An 18,702-nucleotide genomic window follows, 5' to 3' on the forward strand; every position below is an offset into this window, starting at 1 on the left:
CTCGAATTCAAGATAATTGTATAAATTAAACCTGTCCATGTCAAGAATCGGATATTAAGCACGTTTGCCAAATGATACAAATTTCACTTTGCATATCTGTACAATTGAAGCAAATAAAATTAATTCCTCGAATTTCTTATGTAAAAGAGTGGTTTCTATATGCTTCAAATAGTATCAAAAGATAAAATATAGGCGCTTACCGTAACAGCAATTACTATTAGGACAGCAGCAAGCCAAAAATTGACCTCAAAAAATAATATCGTTCCCAATATTGAAATCCACATCATGCTAAGGCTTAACACCTTATTTTTTAAGGTAATTCCGTTTTTCTCACGAAAATCCTTTATATAACTTCCTAGCCATTTATTTCTGATTAGCTTTTGGTAAAGTTCCTCTGACGCCTTTACATAACAGGCTGCACCAAGCAGGATCAGCGGCGTGGTCGGCAAGAGAGGAACCACGCTCCCGATTACTCCCAGGGTTATTGAAAGTGTACCTATGAAGATTAATAAAGCCTTTACTGCGATGTTCACCGTGTGTCCCCCCTAGAGTTCTTTACAAGCATTTTCCAAGATGTTGACTACTCAAACTGGCTGAAAGGAATTCCAGCCTCTATATAACTTCTGATAAGTTTCCAGCCAAAGTCATACGTAAATGTCTGAAAAAAGAGATTACTAGTCTCCATGCTTTTCCCATCGAGGACCAGCCTCGCAAGGATAATTGCCATTACCTCATGCTCCCTTATCTTTATCCTGTCTATGACTGTTAATTCCCAACTTCCCTTATTTCCTTTGACAAAATTAAAACCCTGTTCCCACCCTCTGATCGATTCATCATACCCAAAATCAGATATTTTACCATTTATAATTTCCCTTGCCTGGTATTCACCTGAAATCATCATCTTTAATTCTGGCAAGGAAGAGTTTCTCCAAACAGTTAAATATTCATCAAGAAAACGATTGAATGTCTCTACCATTTCCACACCCCTTTAACAACAATGACAAAATTATCCTATAATATTTTGATGAAAGCAATACCTCTGATTGAACAGAACTAAAAAAGCTGCTCCCAAAGGAACAGCAGAATTATTTAAGAGTGATGGAATGTCTAGTATAGTAATGGCTATACCTATAGAAAAATTCTACAATCGTCTCTATTCCTTCGACGTTAAGGGTATAAATAGTTTTGGTAGACTCCGACTTTTTATCGAAATCTATTCCATGTCCAACGGCATATTCTTCTAAATACGACTCGATTTCTCTCTTCTTAATAGTATTAGGAGTTTCCGAGAGTAATTGTTGCTTATTTTGTATAAATGTATCAATATATGGACCTATTTCATGTTTGCTTATACTCATATTAATGAATGATCATCCCTTTCCAATCAAGTAATCCAATAATTGGCAATAAAAAAAGTCAGAAAAGGATTAAACCACATTAATCCTTTTCTGACTTATGATTTGGTTCTATGCCCATTCATTGCTATCAGATCAATATATTTAGTTATTGATTATAAAGTACGTTCTTGCTGCGTATTAGCAAGGTTAAGAGTTTTAACCTTTACCCTATTGAGTATGATAGCATTTTATCATCAATAAATCAATAGGCTCTTTATTCAGGTTTAAGTATAAACAAAGTGTAGCTTTTGTCTTTATCAAAATTCCAGTCAACAAAGTAATCAGTTATTTTTGCGTTTAGGTACCTTTCATATGAACTTTGATGCTGGGTAATTACTTTCTTTTCGAGCTTCCTTTTTGCAATCTTCAGAGTTTCTTGGAACCCTAATTGAATAAACTCTTTTTCCAGGCTTATTAGTATGCCGTGGCGTACGATAATCAGTGTCCGCTCATTAAGCAGCTTAGAGTGGGTTTCTTCAGGAGCTTTCTGAATTTCCATGCTTAATTCTATTGTTTCTTCCTCAACCAGGTTTTTATTGTCATACACATCAAAAATATATGGCTGGTCTTTTTCAAAAATGAATAATAACATTCCTGATTTTTCATCTAGATTCCAGTCATAGTAAAATTCTTTTATCTTATCCTTTGTATTCAATTCAATATAGGATTTGATTTCTTCTTCAAGGGTTTCCATCATCAAATCTCTTGTCTTTTGCACATATACGCTTTGGTGATTAGTTAGGAGAGTATTCTCCATCGGGGACAAAAAATTGGTAATATAGATGGATACGAAAGGCTTCGAGATGGTACAGAACACATTACTTGGCCCCCGTCCAAAATTCTCTCTTAACATCCTCCCAATATATCCGCTGATTTCTTTTTCAAGCATTGCTACTTCCATATTATACCTCGCTATGTAATTTACTCCTCTTTATTTCTTCCCTAATCCGGTACTGGCAAAACCATGAATTCGTCGTACTTAATTTAGAACTAAACTGCAGATTTATGTATAAATCAATAAAGGTTTCTTACGTTATATTTAAATCTGGCTTCGGGCATATTATTTTTATATAAAGGGGGACATGATCTTGGATAGCACTCATAATTCCATGAAGATGACAGCTGCAGAGATTTCATACCTTTGGACAACCTATCAATCAGATACGATGTCTATTTGCGTTTTAAAGTATTTCCTGCAGCATTTAGACGATTCTGATATAAAAGCCCTGGTAAACCATGCGCTTGATTTGTCGTACCAGCATGTGGAGATTATTAAAGAATTATTTGTTCATGAACGAATAGCGGTTCCTCAGGGATTTACTGATCAGGATGTAAATCTTAAAGCTGAGAGGTTGTTTTCTGATATTCTTTACTTAAAATACATAAAAAACATGGCTGGCGGCGGTCTATCTGGTTACAGCAGGATGCTGCCAAATATATATCGTAAAGACATTAAGAGCTTTTACTCGAAGGCATTGACCTCTTCACCTACATTGATCCTTCTTGAAAAGGGGCTGGCTACACGTCCTCCCTTCATTCCTTATCCGGATAAGGTGGAATTCATCCAAAAACAATCCTTTTTCCTTGAGGGTCTGGGCCGAAGAGGAGCATTAACTGGCACGGAAGTAACTCATCTACACTTTAATATTGAAACAAATCAGTTAGGGGCAGCTTTATCAACAGGTTTCAGTCAAACAGCCCAAAACAAACAAGCACGAAATTATTTTATTAGAGGAAAGGAAATTGCTTTAAAACACACAAAGGTTTTTAGGGATTATTTAGAAAAGCACTCCCTTCCGGCTCCTGCTGGAATTGAACCAGAAGTCACTGAATCAACAGAACCAGTTTTCTCTGATAAATTAATGATGTTTCATTTCAGCGTTATGATTTATGCTGGTATAGGCAATTATGGAATTGCCATTTCAGAGAGTCAAAGAAGCGACCTTGTGATTGATTATTCGCGATTGAATGCAGAGATTCTCAAATATTCCGAAGATGGGATCAATATCTTGGTTGCAAATGAATGGCTTGAACAACCGCCTTTATCAATTGACAGACAAAATCTTTCAAAAAAATAATGCAGAAAAAAAGCACCCAATGGGTGTTTTTTTAGGCTCTTCTTGGAAAGATTGTTGTTAAAACTCAGTTCATTCAAATCCTATTTTGCGGTCAATAGCAAGTGCTTTTTCTTCGTATGTATTGATTAACTTATCAGATTCTTTCCGTTAATAAAGCTCTGAATCAATATTCCATAAATAGCTTTTAAGTGGCAGTGATCTTTCAGTATTGAATTGGATTCCTTCAGATTCCAGCAACAGTTTCTGTGTAATGAACATCTCTTCATCCCGGAAGCCAACTTCTCCTTTTGAATTGATCACCCTATGCCACGGAAGACCATATTTTTTTGACATCGAATGGAGTATTCGGACAACTTGTCTTGCTGATCTTGGGCTTCCAGCAGCTTTTGCTATTTGTCCATATGTCATCACTTTCCCATTTGGTATGCTTTGGATGATTCTAATTACTTTATTTGTAAAATCCGTCATGATTCCACTTCCTTTGCTACAAAGGGTTTTCGTAATCCTAAAGCCCATTTTAACGTAATATATACTCATATTGCAGATCGGTATTATTAGCATGCTCTTTTTCTCATTGTCTTTAATAGCAACAAAGTTTGAGAAAGGAGCCACTAAATACAAATATATCATAAAAATCCCTGACCTTAGGCCAGGGATTTTTATCACTGATAAGAATAAGATTTGAATTTTTTAATGATTGCCCAGCATATTACTCCTATTAACCAGTAAATCGGAAATGAATATATATGTTTCCAGGTAATTTCTTTATAAATCCCCAGGTAGACCATGAACGGTTCTGCAACAAAAGCGAGGAAAAGGGATAATACACCTGTAGCAATAAAAAACTTTTTAAAAGACATACCGAATTTTTGATAGACCATCATAAAAGGGATGATCACGACTCCCACATCATATGGATACAGCTGCGGGTTTAAATATGGTGTGAGCCTGACTGGATATGTCCATACCATAGCGTTGCTGCCGATTGAATCCAGGAAGATGGCTGTTACGCCATAAAATAAACCAAATGCTGTATTTTCGATAAGTTTTGTTTTATCAACCTGAACCCACCAGACAATGGCCGGAACGACGGAGAGAACCACCAGAAACCACCATTTGTAGGTTAGAAAGTTATTTTCATACCAATATGCCCTTAATACTCTATGATATTTCGCTTCAGCATCTAATAGTTCCTGTAGCGAGATGGAGTTTAAAATCATCATATACTCATTCAATTGAGATCCAATTGCACCAAATGTTGAAAAAAGCATAAAATCACACCCTTTGTATATAGGGTGTGATTTTTGCTGCTAAATATGTAAATTCAGCTAATTTTGATGTTTGATTTCTTTATAAATCTCAATAAGCTTATCCGGCTTTGCATCCGTACAGAAGGAATATACTCCTCTTGTTGTATGCAGATAAAGGAAGCCTGTCCTTCCAGACATTTTCTTAAATGTAATATCTAATATGTCACGCAGATGAAAAATGTCAGAAGCTGTGGTTATCCTGTCATGGTACATTTTTATGAATTGCTCATTTTCTTCATAAACTTGTTCATTATCCTCAATCCTTCGATCCACTTTCCAGTAACTATGCGAACAAAGCATTCACAGCTTCCTCCCTTCTAATCAATTTCTTCCCTTTTTTATTTTACTCATGTTGTTTAACAATACCAAATATATTTAACAATAATAACAGGTTTTCAATTGAGGAGGAATTTTTTGAAATGCATCGGTGAACTTTTGGATCAGGAGAAGTACTGTGTCAATGGGAGAATTGCGATTATTGAAAATAAGGAGGCCGTATTAAAGGTATTTGGGTTTAGGAATGAAAAATGGCTTGATTTATGGGATATCGATTCCCGGATTCTGACCCTGTTTTATAAATCTTATGAAGCTGAATTCGATTGGTTCATCGTAGTATATGACTATCCAAACTTCTGCGCCGACAAAGATATTAAAGAAGCGATTATCTGGCATGAACTTGGTCATATTGAATACCCGGTACTTGAACAAGAAATGAGTATTGAAAGTGAAATTCAATGTGACGGGCTTGCTATCAAAAATGGGTACCAGGAAGGCATTCGTAAAATACTGGAACTTACTATGAAAATGGCTAAAACACTTAACCATGAAATTTTAACTCATGTTACTTTCGAGAGGCAAATGAAACTGCCTGGCTGAAAAGTAATCTGAAGACTTAATCAAAATTTATATTATATGCTTGTCCGCCTATAAATTTCTTCATTATTTCTAAGGACAGCCTGATTTTAGCATGACAGCTCTTTCCCTTGGCATTTCATAATTAGTCCAAACCAAGAAAGAAAAAGAAGTCCCAAAAAAATATTTTGGGACATCCTCTTTACATCAACCAGTATTCCTAAGCCCAGCAGCAACGCCGCTAATGGTTAATAAAACCTGAGTCAATAATTCATCATCCGGATCTTCATCCTTGCGAAGCTCTTTTATCAATTCCACTTGAATGAAGTTAAGCGGATCGACATATGGATTCCGTCTATGGACTGAGTCTTTGATATTTGGCGTATGGTCAAGAAGTTCTTCATCCTCCGTAATTTGCAAAAGAACATTCTTTGTCCGTTCATATTCCTCTAAAATGTTGGCAAATATACGGTCAGCAATTGCCTTATCTTCTACTAGTGAAGTGTATTCCTGTGCTGTTGTAATATCCGCTTTCATCAATGCCATTTGCAAATTATCAACAGTACTTCGGAAGAATGGCCATTCTTCATACATTTCCTGTAAGACCTTTAAATGATCAGCACTTTGCTGTGCGAAGCTCTGCAAGCCTGTTCCCGCCGCATACCATGCAGGGAAGAGCTGTCTGCTTTGTGTCCAGGCGAATACCCATGGGATCGCACGAAGGTTCTCGAATTTGGCACTGTTTTTACGGCTCATCGGACGAGAACCGATATTCAATTCAGCAAGTTCTTTCAAAGGTGTAGCCTGGTTGAAATAGGTGATAAAATCAGGATCCTCGAACACCAAAGACTGGTATTTCCTTAAGGAAACCGCAGAAATCTGCTCTATGGCTTCTACCCATCTTTGGTCACGCAAATGGCCTTGCTCAGACTCCTTCAGTACATTCGCCGCTGCCTTCATCATTGTCGATGTTGCCTGTTCGAGACTTCTGTAGGCAATATCCTTCAACAGATAGCGAGAAGATAAAACTTCACCCTGCTCGGTAATTTTCACTCCCTGTCCAAGTGTCTCGACTGGCTGAGAGAGCAGGCTCCTGTTCAAAGGACCGCCTCCACGTCCTAATGAACCCCCTCTGCCATGGAAGAACTTCAGGCCAATTTGATATTTCTTCGCCATTTCATTGATCTCCAACTGAGCTTTGTAAAGCTTCCAGTTAGCTGTCAATGTTCCCCCATCTTTGCTTCCATCTGAGTATCCTAGCATGATTTCCTGCTGATCACCCATTTCTTTCAGATGATTACGGTAAATTGGAAGCTTGAATAATGTTTCCATAATAGTAGGCCCAGCTGTTAAATCGTCGATTGTTTCAAGCAACGGAGCAACGTTAAGGTCTGTCTCGAAGGTCCCATCTGCATGAAGCCTGTAAATTCCAGCCTCCTTGGCAAGGACCAGCACTTCCAGCAAGTCGCTCGCTGACTGAGTCATGCTTACTAGATAAACAGAGATCGAACGCTTCCCGAATTCATTGTGCGCACGTTTGATCATTTCAAAAACTTGAAGCATTTCCTGCGTCTCTTCTGAATAATCCTCATGGAGAAGGAGCAATGAACGCGGGTCTTCAAGAATCTTGACAAGTAATTCCTGTTTTTCATCTTCAGATAGTGATGGGTAATCTTGAGTGATTCCGACCTTTTTCAGTATTTCAGAGATGGCTGCTTCATGCTCACCACTGTGGTTGCGGATATCCAGTGTAGCTAGATGGAATCCGAACAGCTGTACTTGGCGTATCAACTTTTGCAGTGTTTTAAGTTCATGGTGCACTGGATGATGCTGATAGATGCTTCGTTTTATAATTAGAAGGTCTTCAAGCATTTCCTCTGATGATTTATAGCCGATATCTGATTTTCCAGCTTCCTTAAGCCTTTGAATGATCACAGCAAATTTACGGCGATACACCTCGCCTTCAATATTCCACTTTTGATCATCTGTTAAATATTTATCCTCATCTTTAATGACCGATGCCATTAACTCTTCACTGACCGCTGCCCTTGTTGTTGAATGGCTGAAGCGCTTCATTAAATCAACCAAAACAGCTTTATATTTTTTCAACACCAGACGTCTCTGTCTTTGCAATGTCTCCCAAGTAATATCCGGAGTAACATTTGGATTTCCATCCCTATCGCCGCCAATCCATGATCCAAAACGAAGGAAGTGGGGTACTTTCCACTCATGTTCTGGATAATGATCCTTAAGGCTGGTTTCTACCTCTTGATGGATTTCAGGCAGGACATCGAATAGGGTCTGGTCAAAATAATAAAGTCCGTTCCTGACTTCATCAATGACAGTTGGCTTACGGTCTCTTAATTCATCAGTCTGCCACAGGACAGAAACTTCATTAAATAGGCTTTCCTCAATCCTTTCACGTTCTTTCCTGGATAAGATTGGATTGTCCAAACTTTTAAGGATATCTGCAATCCTTTTTTGGATCTCGAGGATTGAACGCTTCGTCGCTTCCGTAGGATGGGCGGTAATAATCAATTCTAAAGAAATGGTATTAAGTACATTTTGGATGATATCAGAGGTTATATAATTGTCTTTTAATGAAAGGATGGCTGCTTCAATAGAGTCTGGCTGTGCGCTGATTTCAGACTTGAGCAGATAGTCGCGGCGCCTGCGGATCCGATGATTTTGTTCTGCTGCGTTGATTAAATGAAAATATACTGAAAAAGCTCTGATGATATTTTTTCTCATTGGAACAGACAAACCTGCGATCTCCTCTTTTAAAGCGGGATATGTATCGCGGTCATGTTCATTTCTGAGCGTTTTGCACATTGCTCGGATTTTTTCTACTTTTTCAAATAACTCCACTCCGCCATGATAGACAAGAATATCTCCAAGGATGTTTCCAAGCATCTTCACATCCCGGCGCAATGGCATACTGCTGTCATTCACTTCGATTCCTGATGTCATTTTGTCACCTTCCTAAAACTTGTAAGAATATTTTAAATATTAATATATCATAAAAGTACCTAGAATGTGAAATAATAAGCATATTGACTGAAGGATTCAGTAATGTTTTCTATGTTAAATAACTTATAATAAACAAGTGTAAGTACTAGTCATTTAATTTTCCACCTAAATGCTCTTAAGCTTATCTTAGAATAAGCTTCCCCCAAAAAACACTCTTCATCAATTCCTGTCGTCATAAAAAAATACTTGGCTTTATATACCGTCATTCAATGCGAAACAGCTTAATTAAATGAACGGAATGACCTTTGCCTGACAGGTCTTTTCGTAAAATTCGATTGGTCCAGCATCATCGATAATGATTTCTTTATAACCCTTTACTTGCATGGCTTCAAGGCAAACATGCAACAGAGATTCTCCTATACCTTCAGCCCGTTTATTCTTTGCAACACCCATCGGCCCAAAAAAACGGGGTTCATGAATATCAAAGGCAGCAAAGCCAACGATATCCCCCTTTTGATCTTCCGCGATAAAAATAGACGGATGGGGCTTCCTAAACTCGTGTTGGATCGACTCAGTCCAGCGGGTACCAAACTCTTCGATTATGAACAGAATCAACCTTTCAGCATCTTCTTTACTTGCCATTCTGATTTCCCTGCTGAGTGTATGGGGCTTTTTGTAGTCTGTTACATCCAGACACATATTCCGGGATACTGTAGCTATATTGAGAAGGGTGTTATTCTGTTCTTGAGTCAACATTTTTTCAGTTTGGCCAGTCTTAATCAAAGCCTTTAGGACATGCCCTTCGTTTAGATAAATTTGATTATAGTTCCTCATATAGAGGATCGCTTGTTCAATCACCAGTTTCGTTGATCGACAAACCGGAAGTTTAAAATATTTCCGGAATTCATTAGAAAAGCCATCAGCACTATGCTCTAATGAATCTCTCAGAGCATCGATATCGATCCCAATTTTTTGTTTCGCCTCCTTGATGGGGAAGGATCCATCATCCAAGCAGCCGATCAAAAGATGTCCAGGCATCAAACATGGTGTTTGCGACACTTTGCATTCCTGTTCTGCAATTCCAAAAACTTTTGCCATCTGTTTCGTAAGTTTTATATTTTCTAACTCCATTGATCTTCTCCCTCCGAAAAACTCAAAAGATAATAATGTGTCAATATTGAGAGATTGTTTCTGCCTCTTCCTTGTCTGATAAGAAAGCTATCAGTTGTACAGAAGATTGTTGCCTTCAGATATGCTGTTAAGATTAAGAATTTCGGAATCCTGACTTATGCACTAATTTTCAATTCTTCTTTTTTGCTCCTGAATGTAGAGTAGCTATGAAGTGCCATGCCAAGCATGACGAGAATAATTCCAACCCAGGATAATAGTGAAGGCAGCGGCAATGACAGGATAAAAAATTCACCTGCCAAGGCAAAAAGCACCTCCATTGATTGTGTTGCTTCTACGGCAGCCAGTTTCTGCATATTACCACTCACTAAATCTGTAGCCTTAAAGAATAGTACAGTCGCAATCACTCCCGAAGTCATGGCCACTAAAAGGGACTGAAAGCTTTGGTTCCCTGTTGGAACTCCCTCTGTCAGAAAACCATATATAGCTAAGAGAATCCAGAATGGCAGACTGGCCAGTGTCATTCCTAGGACTCGTTGATATGCATCTAACTTCCCGCTTGTGACTTCCATCATTTTTCTATTTCCCAATGGATAGGCGAAAGATGCGATTAATACTGGGATGACTCCGAGCATGACCATTTCGATTGGTATATGCTTTGCGTGTTCAAATTGCATCAGCAATATTCCGGCTAAAATGATCACTGACATCCCGAGTCCCTTAAAAGGTATTTTTGCCCTGACAGATACTAGCCCTTGATTAGTCAAAGTTCTTTCATAAAACAAGGGACTGAGCAAAGCGCCAGATATGATTGTAACTTGCCATGTACCTGCAATCAGCCAGCCAGGAGAAAAGGCTGCTGCATATGTAAGTGGTGCGTAAAACAAGACAAAGCCAACGAAACTCCAAAGAAACCATGGTAATGGATTTTGTTTAATATTTATTAATAATGGCTTCAGGTTTCTCCTGGCTGCCACTATAGCTAAAAGGAAGGGAACCATGAATATGTATCTCAGTGACGCACTCCAAATCCAGCTTCCACCAGATAACTCCATTGATTGATTCAAAACAAAGGTGAAAGCAAAAAAGAAGGCCGCTAGTATGCCTAATAATATTGGTCCCATTAACTCACTCCCCCTTAAATGACAGGCCAACCTATATTTATTGCTGCTTCATAAACAATTAACAAAGTCAGTAGGCCGTCGTTTGCAAGTTATTATGCATAAATATAACATAACATTAGAGGAAGAATCACCATGTTTTTCCACAAGAAAAACTCTAGGGAATCATCTCTGACGGTCAGTGACCCTGAAAAGTTTGTTGTCTTAGAGCATAAAAGAAACACCTGGCATGCCAGGTGTCCGAATCTTATTGTTCATACTGTATTTCATTTGGTTTTTCATAAGTTACATACGTGCCTGCAATGAAATCATGGATCGCTCTTTTATCCTGACGGATGCCAACCATGAATGCGCTGACGATTACACCAATCCCTAATGTAAGTACATAAACAAGTCCAGCGACAATTGTCCGCATAAGCATTGTACCAAAGCCAAGTTTTTCTCCATTAACTTTCGCGATCCTCACACCCACAATTTTCTTGCCTACTGTATATCCTGACCAAACAACAGGAACAAGAAGAGTGTAAAGCAGGTTCAGCGAGGAAGTAAAAGCATTTTCTTCCGCACTTCCTGTTACTAAGTAGCTAATGATCGAGAGTGGCACCCCGATAATTAATCCGTCTAAAATTGCTGCACCAAGTCTTACCCAAAAACCAGCTGGTCTGTACATTGATTTTTCCTCCTAGTTGTTCAAATTTATTTTAATAAATCTGCGATTTCCTGCTCACCTGTTTGCAAAGCATGCATCCTCGCAGTCATACCCGAATAATCTTTAATTTCGATGTCTGCACCTAGCTCTATCAGCAATTTGACTTTGTCGATTTCACCACTAAATACTGCATGAGTCATTGCTGTATAACCTGCGCTCATTTCCTGATAATTAGGATCTCCGCCCGCATTATAAAGCATGTTGATCATTGAAGCATTCCCTCTTTCAGCAGCAGTCATGAAAGGGGTCATACCATAATCAGATTCGAAATTCGGGTCGGCATTTAGGTCCAGCAGCAACTGAACCATCTGGGCATTATCATCCATAACAGCCCAGTCCAACGCTGTGTAACCATTGTAGTCTAATTGTCGGATATCTTCTCCACTTTCTATTAAACTTTCAACCTTCTTCGTATTTCCATTGATGACAGCTTCAATTAGCGGAGAAACTTCTATAGCTTCATCATAATATTCCTCTTCTGAATAAAATGCCGTATTCACCTCATTATAGATCGTGAGACCGCCAACCATGGCCAGCCCAGTAAGCATAAATGAAGCAGTTACAAAAGCTATGAGCCCTCTTGTTTTTTTGGAAGGAATAATGACTGAAGTTGTTTCACCAAAAAAGACGCTAATTTCATTTATTCTTTTTGGAAGCGGTGGATGAGTTGATAAGATTTCTGCCAGCCAAACTACAAATCCTTTTTCCTTGTTGATTTGGTCTAGGTATTCTGTTTGGTTCACCCTTCTGAATAAGACTTTCCCAATAGCCAGCATGGTAAGTCCGTTTTTCGCTGCTGTTGGATTACCTGTATAGAAGGCTGCATAGCGGTCACAAGTATATTCGCAAGCGCGCAAGTACATTTCTGCGAGTCCTGGAATCCACATTGATGGAAGGATGAACATCATTTTGCCAAGGTGATTCCGTTTTATATGAGCGAGTTCATGGGCAAGGACAAACTGAACCTCTTCCTCAGCATTTTGTTCAATAAGGTCGAAAATCCCGGAGTAAACTACGACCATATTCCTGCCGAAAAAGCGCGTCGCAAAAGCGTTCATTATTCCGCCAGACTGGAGCACATATATATCCGGTGTCTGTTTTATTTCCATTTTGATGCATAAATCCTCGACGGTTGAATGAATAAGCGGAAATTGATCACCACCTATTTTCACGGCATTGAGCCTGATCTGTCCAATCATCAATGCATGGAGTACCAATGAAATTATCAGGAATGCTGCAATGATAATTACCCCTACAATGGATAAAGCAAAAAGGATGTAAGAAGCAATACTAATACTTAATACAATCCAGAAATATTTATTCTCATTTTTATGTATCAGGTTTTTCTCGTTGAAGTTTTCCTCTGTCATTCCCAATATCTCCTTAATCACAATTAAATAGATTATAGGAGATATTTATTAATTGGAATAGATGTTTTTTATAGGAATAGGAGCCTTATTTTAACTTTAAACTCCGAGATCAAGCTCCATAGCCTTGGAAAGGTTTCATCTACCCAAAACGGCATTAATCCTTTTTAAAAAAGATTGTACTTTTTAAAACTCCTTTTTTGCTGTCTTTTTCAGTATCTGCCTTTCTGTTTTGATATTGATCAATCAATTCATTGAGTCGCTCAAGCTGAAATGCATAATCATAAATCGCAGATCCAATGATTGTGAGACGAAGTCTATCATTCCGTGCAATGGACTTATCCTCGATGACCTTTTCCAGGAATAACCCGCTTTGCTGAAGAATATGTTCCATATCAATTTCCCGGATTTTCCCCGAATATTTCAGGAGAATCATCTCATGGTATTGAATCAGTTCTTCGAATTGATCATCAAATTCATTTGTCTCCTCCGGTTCAGGCCGGCTTTGAAAGAAGTGGTCCTCGACGGTATCCAAAAGTCTCAAGCCTTGATGGAGGCAGGCAAGCATTTGTTTAAATACCACCAGTTCCCTCACATCAAGAGGTTTCACCTTTGATATTTTTTCTCTTTCCTCATCGAGAATTTTATAGAGTTCTTCTAGCTTGGCTACGTCCTTTTTCAGCTGACTCCATTGCCCCTGAAAAGTTTTCTCTGCGAGTTCATTGGATATGGCTGTCCTGATCAGCAATGACATGGTTCTAAAGCTGTTGTCCATTTTTTCGGTAAAATTCTTGTTGAAATTTGGAGGTGAGACTAATAGGTTAACAATGAAAGCAGAACCCATCCCAACTAGGACAATGACAAATTTGTTTGCTGCTGTTAAAATCCCGTTGAATTCATGCGAACTCATCATGATTAAAACAGTAATCAGTGTTAAGGATATTGAACTTTCCATTTTGAGCTTCAAGCTAATGATAATAACAATAACAGTAACTAACCCAATGACAATCGGGTTGTTTCCAAATAGATATATTGCTGCTATTGCGATGATCGCACCAAGAGTATTGGCCTGGAACTGCTCTAATACCTGTTTCCATGATCGATAAATCGATGGCTGCACCGTAAAAGTTGCTGCGATTGCTGCAAAGACTGGAGGCTCCAATCCTAGCCATTTTGTTATGTATAAAGCGAGTGCAACGGCCACTCCTGTCTTTAAAACTCTTGGACCTAAAGTTATCATTTAAATCAATCACTCCCTAATGAGAACGCTTATAATCTAACATAACCTTCTTGATTGGAATAAAACATATTTCAATTATACGTTGATGGATCAGAGATTGGTATTTTTAGAAAACGAAAAGATTATCATTCCCTATAGCGGGAAATAATATTCAAGCAGCTTTTTAAAAAGGTGGGAACAGAATGGTAATGCTGGATAAAAATCATGACCCTAGATTAAATGCCGCACTGATTGCACAACTATCAGGGAAAACTTTAAAAATTGATGAACTGGTTGAGGAGACAAACGAATTATTCGAAGAAGCTAGTGAGCATTACAAGCCTACAAATGTGAAATCATCAGGTATATCTTCTTTTTTCAATAATTTCACTGCTAATATGCGCAGATTCATCCAGACTAAATCTGCTTTCGATAACGCTATCTCGTATGAAACCATTGTTGATAAAAACGGAAATGTCTTTCCTGAATGGATGGAAAGATTGAACGAACAATATCAAACTTTACTGAAGGAAATTGATCGCGAGGTCTATATGGAGGATTTTGGTGCGCTTGGGGATGGGACTACGGATTGCACAGAGGCTTTCAGAATGGCTCTTGGCAAAGGGCGTGTGAAAATATACATTCCCGAGGGTGTTTATATCGTCAGAGAGATGAAACTGCCCTCCTTCACCTATCTGGTCGGCGCCGGTAAAGGGAAAACGGTTATCAAGCTGCATGATTCAGCACCAAAAAGCAGAAGACTTATAACAAATAAAAACCATCGTACTGGGAATCGAAATGTATATGTGAAGGGTTTGACTCTGGATTGGAATGTTGAACGTTTGGGACAGGTCGAAAAAACCAGTACCTGGGGTAACCATTCCAGCTGTCTGCTTTATGCCAATGTAAAATATGGCTGGGTAAAGGATGTAGAAGGCGTTAACCCCGGTCTTCACTGTTTTGATATTTCATCTCCTCTATATAATTATTATGGTGATGGCTATCGGGCCCGTGGAGGAAGTGAGTTTATCTGGCTCGATAACCTCAATGGCTATGGTTTTGGTGATGACGGGATTACGACTCACCATAGTGATAATATCTTCATTTCAAATTGCCATATGAGTGACCCAAGCGGGAAAACACATAAGAAGGGTTTTTCAAATTCGAATGGAATCGAAATAGATGATGGATCGAGAAATGTCTGGCTATTCAACAACTCATCCGCCAGATGCTTTGGCGGTGTTGAAATCAAAGCCCATCATACGTCTTCCGCGGCTAATAATGTTGTCATCTTAGGCCATCTCTCTGTAAATGACAATCGATCTTATAATTTCAGGCATATAGGACACCACAAGGAAAATGATCCCGAATCAAAAACAGCAATCAACATACGAGCAGCAAATATCATATCATATAAGCCGATTCATACCGAGTTATATGCAAACTCCTCACCAAGGGCAATGGTAGTGTCAGCTTATAAAAATGTAGCTGTGAACCATTTTACTGCTATTGGTGACCCTTCCTATGAATATGGCGGTGAACCAGCAATTGCCATTCAGTATCGTTCGAGAAATGTTATTTTAAAAAATGTGGCATTAAGCGGTTTTACAAAAGCAGGCTCCGATATAAAGATATTTGGGGGCAGCAACCACGCAGATAATGTTAGAATTCGAAATGTTCTTTCCACACATTCGGCACCGAAAGCCATTCAGATAGGTAAAGGAGTCGCCATGGCTGAGGTTGAAAAGGTCTTTGCGGAGGCTGTCAATGGACAGACTGTAGTTGAACTTGCTGAAAATGAAAATAAAGCCATGGTAAAGGAAATTGATGCAAAAGGATTTAAAGAGGTTATTTGGGGAGGTTCTACCAGAAATCAGACAACCGTTTAAAATATATATGCAAAAGGAAGCAGTTCAAACTGCTTCCTTTATTATGATAGCACCCATTTTTCGATTGCCTGGGCGACTCCGTTATCCTGATTAGTACCTGTTACATCATCTGCGGCTTCTTTTACTGTTTCCTGGGCATTGCCCATCGCGACTCCAAGACCCGCTTCAGTGATCATTGCAATGTCATTCAGACTGTCTCCCACTGCCATTACATTATCCATTGATATTCCCAGCAGGTCACAAACCTTCTGCAGCCCAACAGCCTTATTGATGCCTAAAGCATTGACTTCGATATTTTTCAGGCTTGAATTGCTGATTTCGAATACATCTTTATCTTGTAATTCTTTGAGCACACTTTCCCTTATTTCATCTTCTTCAATATGGAAGCCAAATTTAATCCATTCTTGGGAAAACAGGTCTTTTGGCATATTATTCCTCCAGACGTTTTCACTGCTTGTCGCCCAAAACCCTGTCTTATGCTTTTGGGACAGTTCAAACATCCATTGGATATGCTCAGTATCCACCTTACTTCTTTGTACCAATTCCCCATTCGGACCCCATATTTCTCCACCATTGACCGTCACAAGATAAGAAGACAGCTCCAGGGATAATACGTAATCCCTTGCTGTTTTGAGACTGCGGCCAGTACTCAGTACAACACGTACCCCTCTTCTTTCGGCTTCTTTAATCGCACGTCTATTCTCTTCTGTCACCTCATGCCTGTCATCTAGAAGTGTTCCATCCATATCCAGTGCAATCAGTTTGATATCCGGCTTTTTATTAATCAAAATGAATCTCCTTTAGTTGTTTATATTTTATTATTGATACTATCAATGGCCTGTTTTACCGTAGCGAAGGTACTGATGTTTGAAAAATCTACTCCACCCTCCACCGCAGCCTGGGCAAGCTCTGGTCTCATTCCAGTAGCAATTGAGTCTACGCCCAACAGCCGTAAAACATTGTGGATATCAATAATGTGCTTGGCAATCGTTGCATCAATTGTAACGATTCCTGAAAAATCAATAATTAGTGACTGTATTTTTTGGTTTGCAACCAAAGGTATTGCCCTTTCCATTATCAGTCTGGCACGGTCATGATCCATTTTCCCTACTAAAGGCAGCACCGCTACATTTTCTTGTACTGGTACGACAGGAGTGGATAGAATATCCACTTCAGCCTGCACTTCTTTCATCAGTTGTGAGGTTTGTCTTTCAAACGCAAATACAGTTTCATTAATGCTAATATCAAGCATATTGTTCACTCTTTTATTGATCCAAATTAAATCTTCCGTGTTAACGCCATGCCTCAAACTAATTTCCGCCATTTTATCTATAAAAACAATCCTCGTGGGAGGATACCTAAAAAGGATGTCAGAAATCCTGCCGCCTTTGGCTGCTTCCCGTTCTCCATTTTGCTTGCTCCATTCAAGAAGTCTCTTAGAAGTTGTTTCATCTTTAGTCATGATCGAGTCACCGAGAAAACTAAGATACTCTGTATAAACAATAATTGCCTGGTCAACTTCCTGCTTTGGTATCTCCACACCAATCAGTTCAAGTATGGAATTCACCATTTCCTTTGCGATAGGTTCGGAATTTTGCTGAAGTTCATTTGCTACTGCTGAGGTTGGATTCACAAAGGTCACTTCCTTTTTTACTTAAGTTATTTCGTAAGTATTGTAGATTTCATAAAAAAAGTTTATGAGTAATCTTGTATTAGCTGTTCAAAATGCCTGGAAAGGCTCGGTTGCAAGTATCTTTTTTGGCACCAATCAATTCGGTAATTGCCTATTTTTTTCATTAATTATAGAATACATCTTTAACAACAATTAATCTTCTTTAAACCTGCTAAAACCTTCTTTAGTTTTGAAAATGATCTGGTTGGCCTAGGTATATAATACTCCTGCTGTATATAGATTCCAAACCGTGATTGTTACGTAACATGCTTCAATATTCCTTAGAGATTCTCGTCAACTCAAAAAACTCTTTCTCTGGCTTCATCCATTTCGCTCCTTTATCAGACACGAAATAAATTCCTTCTTCTAAATCGTAGTATACATCAACTTTTAAGCTGCCAAAATCGATAACGCTATTTCCGGTATAATAAACCTGTTGCCTGTCCGCTTCCAAAGCTCCATTTATCATACTGATTACCTGTCCAATTACTTGCTTATCCTTCATTTTGAAGCACTCGTCGCTACGGTCCGGCTGTTCGTTAATACAAATTTCTGAAACTTCCATCTCGATCCATCTGTCAGCCCTCAGTTCTTCTCTTTTATCAAAAATGACTTCTGTTTGATTCAGGTTCTTATAATAGGACGCACTTATTGATAGTACCCAGGATGTGTTATCTTTTTTCCAAAAAGAAGTAAATCCTGCTCCATCCTCTGTGTTTGTTGCGGAGGATTGTGACATCATTAATCTCCATCCATTATTTGGTAGTTCCTTTTCGTAAAACTGCTTGATTTCTTCCCATTGGTCACCTTCGGCTTTATAAATCGGACTGGCTGGCTTCAATTCACTATAAAGCGGAATATCTTTTGTTCGTTCTGGTATTATGACAAGCCCTTCATATTTCTCTTCTTGTTTAATTTGAAAATAAAAAAGTCCGCCAAGAAATGACAAAATGATTAAAATAAGTACACCCGTTTTCCCAAATTTCAAGT

Annotated in this window: 18 protein-coding genes; 3 read left to right on the forward strand and 15 right to left on the reverse strand. The window is 38.7% G+C overall.

The window, feature by feature from the left end; all coding sequences use genetic code 11:
• Positions 1–164: 164 nt before the first annotated feature.
• The 3 genes from FOF60_RS13700 to FOF60_RS13710 all read right to left on the reverse strand — a co-directional run bounded on the left by FOF60_RS13700 (position 165) and on the right by FOF60_RS13710 (position 2,298).
• Positions 165–533 carry a YbaN family protein gene (locus tag FOF60_RS13700; RefSeq protein WP_192471602.1) on the reverse strand — a complete coding sequence of 123 codons (369 nt, stop codon included), beginning with the start codon at positions 531–533 and terminating at the stop codon, positions 165–167.
• Between the two features lie 47 nt (positions 534–580).
• Entirely contained in the window at positions 581–916 is a 336-nt protein-coding gene (locus tag FOF60_RS13705) for a flavoprotein (protein ID WP_225650096.1), read from the reverse strand.
• Positions 917–1,611: 695 nt separating this feature from the next.
• Positions 1,612–2,298, reverse strand: a complete 687-nt coding sequence (locus FOF60_RS13710) for a Na-translocating system protein MpsC family protein (RefSeq protein ID WP_192471604.1) — start codon at positions 2,296–2,298, stop codon at positions 1,612–1,614.
• A gap of 181 nt (positions 2,299–2,479) precedes the next feature.
• On the opposite strand from FOF60_RS13710, the gene FOF60_RS13715 reads away from it, so the two are divergent.
• Positions 2,480–3,475, forward strand: a complete 996-nt coding sequence (locus FOF60_RS13715; protein WP_192471605.1) for a DUF3231 family protein — start codon at positions 2,480–2,482, stop codon at positions 3,473–3,475.
• A gap of 147 nt (positions 3,476–3,622) precedes the next feature.
• Here the strand turns inward: FOF60_RS13715 and FOF60_RS13720 are convergent, their stop codons facing one another.
• From FOF60_RS13720 to FOF60_RS13730, 3 genes are all read right to left on the reverse strand, one after another.
• Positions 3,623–3,943 (reverse strand): MGMT family protein, encoded by a 321-nt coding sequence (locus FOF60_RS13720; RefSeq protein ID WP_192471606.1) that lies wholly within the window; start codon positions 3,941–3,943, stop codon positions 3,623–3,625.
• Between the two features lie 194 nt (positions 3,944–4,137).
• The gene (locus FOF60_RS13725) at positions 4,138–4,746 is read right to left on the reverse strand and encodes a CBO0543 family protein (RefSeq protein ID WP_192471607.1); all 609 of its coding nucleotides are present in this window, start codon (positions 4,744–4,746) and stop codon (positions 4,138–4,140) included.
• A 57-nt stretch (positions 4,747–4,803) separates the two neighbouring features.
• Positions 4,804–5,085 (reverse strand): hypothetical protein, encoded by a 282-nt coding sequence (locus FOF60_RS13730; protein ID WP_192471608.1) that lies wholly within the window; start codon positions 5,083–5,085, stop codon positions 4,804–4,806.
• 114 nt (positions 5,086–5,199) lie between these two features.
• On the opposite strand from FOF60_RS13730, the gene FOF60_RS13735 reads away from it, so the two are divergent.
• Entirely contained in the window at positions 5,200–5,661 is a 462-nt protein-coding gene (locus tag FOF60_RS13735) for a hypothetical protein (protein ID WP_225650097.1), read from the forward strand.
• Positions 5,662–5,844: 183 nt separating this feature from the next.
• Here FOF60_RS13735 and ppc read toward each other — a convergent pair whose 3' ends face one another.
• The 6 genes from ppc to FOF60_RS13765 all read right to left on the reverse strand — a co-directional run bounded on the left by ppc (position 5,845) and on the right by FOF60_RS13765 (position 14,172).
• Positions 5,845–8,607 (reverse strand): phosphoenolpyruvate carboxylase, encoded by a 2,763-nt coding sequence (gene ppc, locus FOF60_RS13740; protein ID WP_192471609.1) that lies wholly within the window; start codon positions 8,605–8,607, stop codon positions 5,845–5,847.
• A 285-nt stretch (positions 8,608–8,892) separates the two neighbouring features.
• Positions 8,893–9,738, reverse strand: coding sequence for a GNAT family N-acetyltransferase (locus tag FOF60_RS13745; RefSeq protein WP_192471610.1), 846 nt, complete (start codon positions 9,736–9,738; stop codon positions 8,893–8,895).
• A 155-nt stretch (positions 9,739–9,893) separates the two neighbouring features.
• Positions 9,894–10,859 (reverse strand): DMT family transporter, encoded by a 966-nt coding sequence (locus FOF60_RS13750; protein ID WP_192471611.1) that lies wholly within the window; start codon positions 10,857–10,859, stop codon positions 9,894–9,896.
• A 244-nt stretch (positions 10,860–11,103) separates the two neighbouring features.
• Positions 11,104–11,526, reverse strand: coding sequence for an RDD family protein (locus FOF60_RS13755; RefSeq protein ID WP_192471612.1), 423 nt, complete (start codon positions 11,524–11,526; stop codon positions 11,104–11,106).
• Positions 11,527–11,552: 26 nt separating this feature from the next.
• The gene (locus FOF60_RS13760; RefSeq protein WP_192471613.1) at positions 11,553–12,935 is read right to left on the reverse strand and encodes a M48 family metallopeptidase; all 1,383 of its coding nucleotides are present in this window, start codon (positions 12,933–12,935) and stop codon (positions 11,553–11,555) included.
• A 154-nt stretch (positions 12,936–13,089) separates the two neighbouring features.
• Positions 13,090–14,172 carry an FUSC family protein gene (locus FOF60_RS13765; protein ID WP_225650100.1) on the reverse strand — a complete coding sequence of 361 codons (1,083 nt, stop codon included), beginning with the start codon at positions 14,170–14,172 and terminating at the stop codon, positions 13,090–13,092.
• Between the two features lie 182 nt (positions 14,173–14,354).
• Between FOF60_RS13765 and FOF60_RS13770 the strand changes: the two genes are divergently transcribed.
• Entirely contained in the window at positions 14,355–16,040 is a 1,686-nt protein-coding gene (locus tag FOF60_RS13770) for a glycosyl hydrolase family 28-related protein (protein ID WP_192471614.1), read from the forward strand.
• Between the two features lie 41 nt (positions 16,041–16,081).
• Here FOF60_RS13770 and FOF60_RS13775 read toward each other — a convergent pair whose 3' ends face one another.
• The 3 genes from FOF60_RS13775 to FOF60_RS13785 all read right to left on the reverse strand — a co-directional run bounded on the left by FOF60_RS13775 (position 16,082) and on the right by FOF60_RS13785 (position 18,700).
• On the reverse strand, positions 16,082–16,831 hold the full coding sequence (locus tag FOF60_RS13775) for a Cof-type HAD-IIB family hydrolase (protein ID WP_192471681.1): 750 nt from the start codon (positions 16,829–16,831) through the stop codon (positions 16,082–16,084).
• Between the two features lie 17 nt (positions 16,832–16,848).
• Entirely contained in the window at positions 16,849–17,673 is an 825-nt protein-coding gene (locus FOF60_RS13780; RefSeq protein ID WP_192471615.1) for an STAS domain-containing protein, read from the reverse strand.
• Between the two features lie 310 nt (positions 17,674–17,983).
• Positions 17,984–18,700 carry a hypothetical protein gene (locus FOF60_RS13785; protein WP_192471616.1) on the reverse strand — a complete coding sequence of 239 codons (717 nt, stop codon included), beginning with the start codon at positions 18,698–18,700 and terminating at the stop codon, positions 17,984–17,986.
• Positions 18,701–18,702 lie beyond the last annotated feature (2 nt).

Source organism: Mesobacillus jeotgali, assembly GCF_014856545.2.
In the GTDB taxonomy this organism is placed as follows: domain Bacteria; phylum Bacillota; class Bacilli; order Bacillales; family Cytobacillaceae; genus Mesobacillus.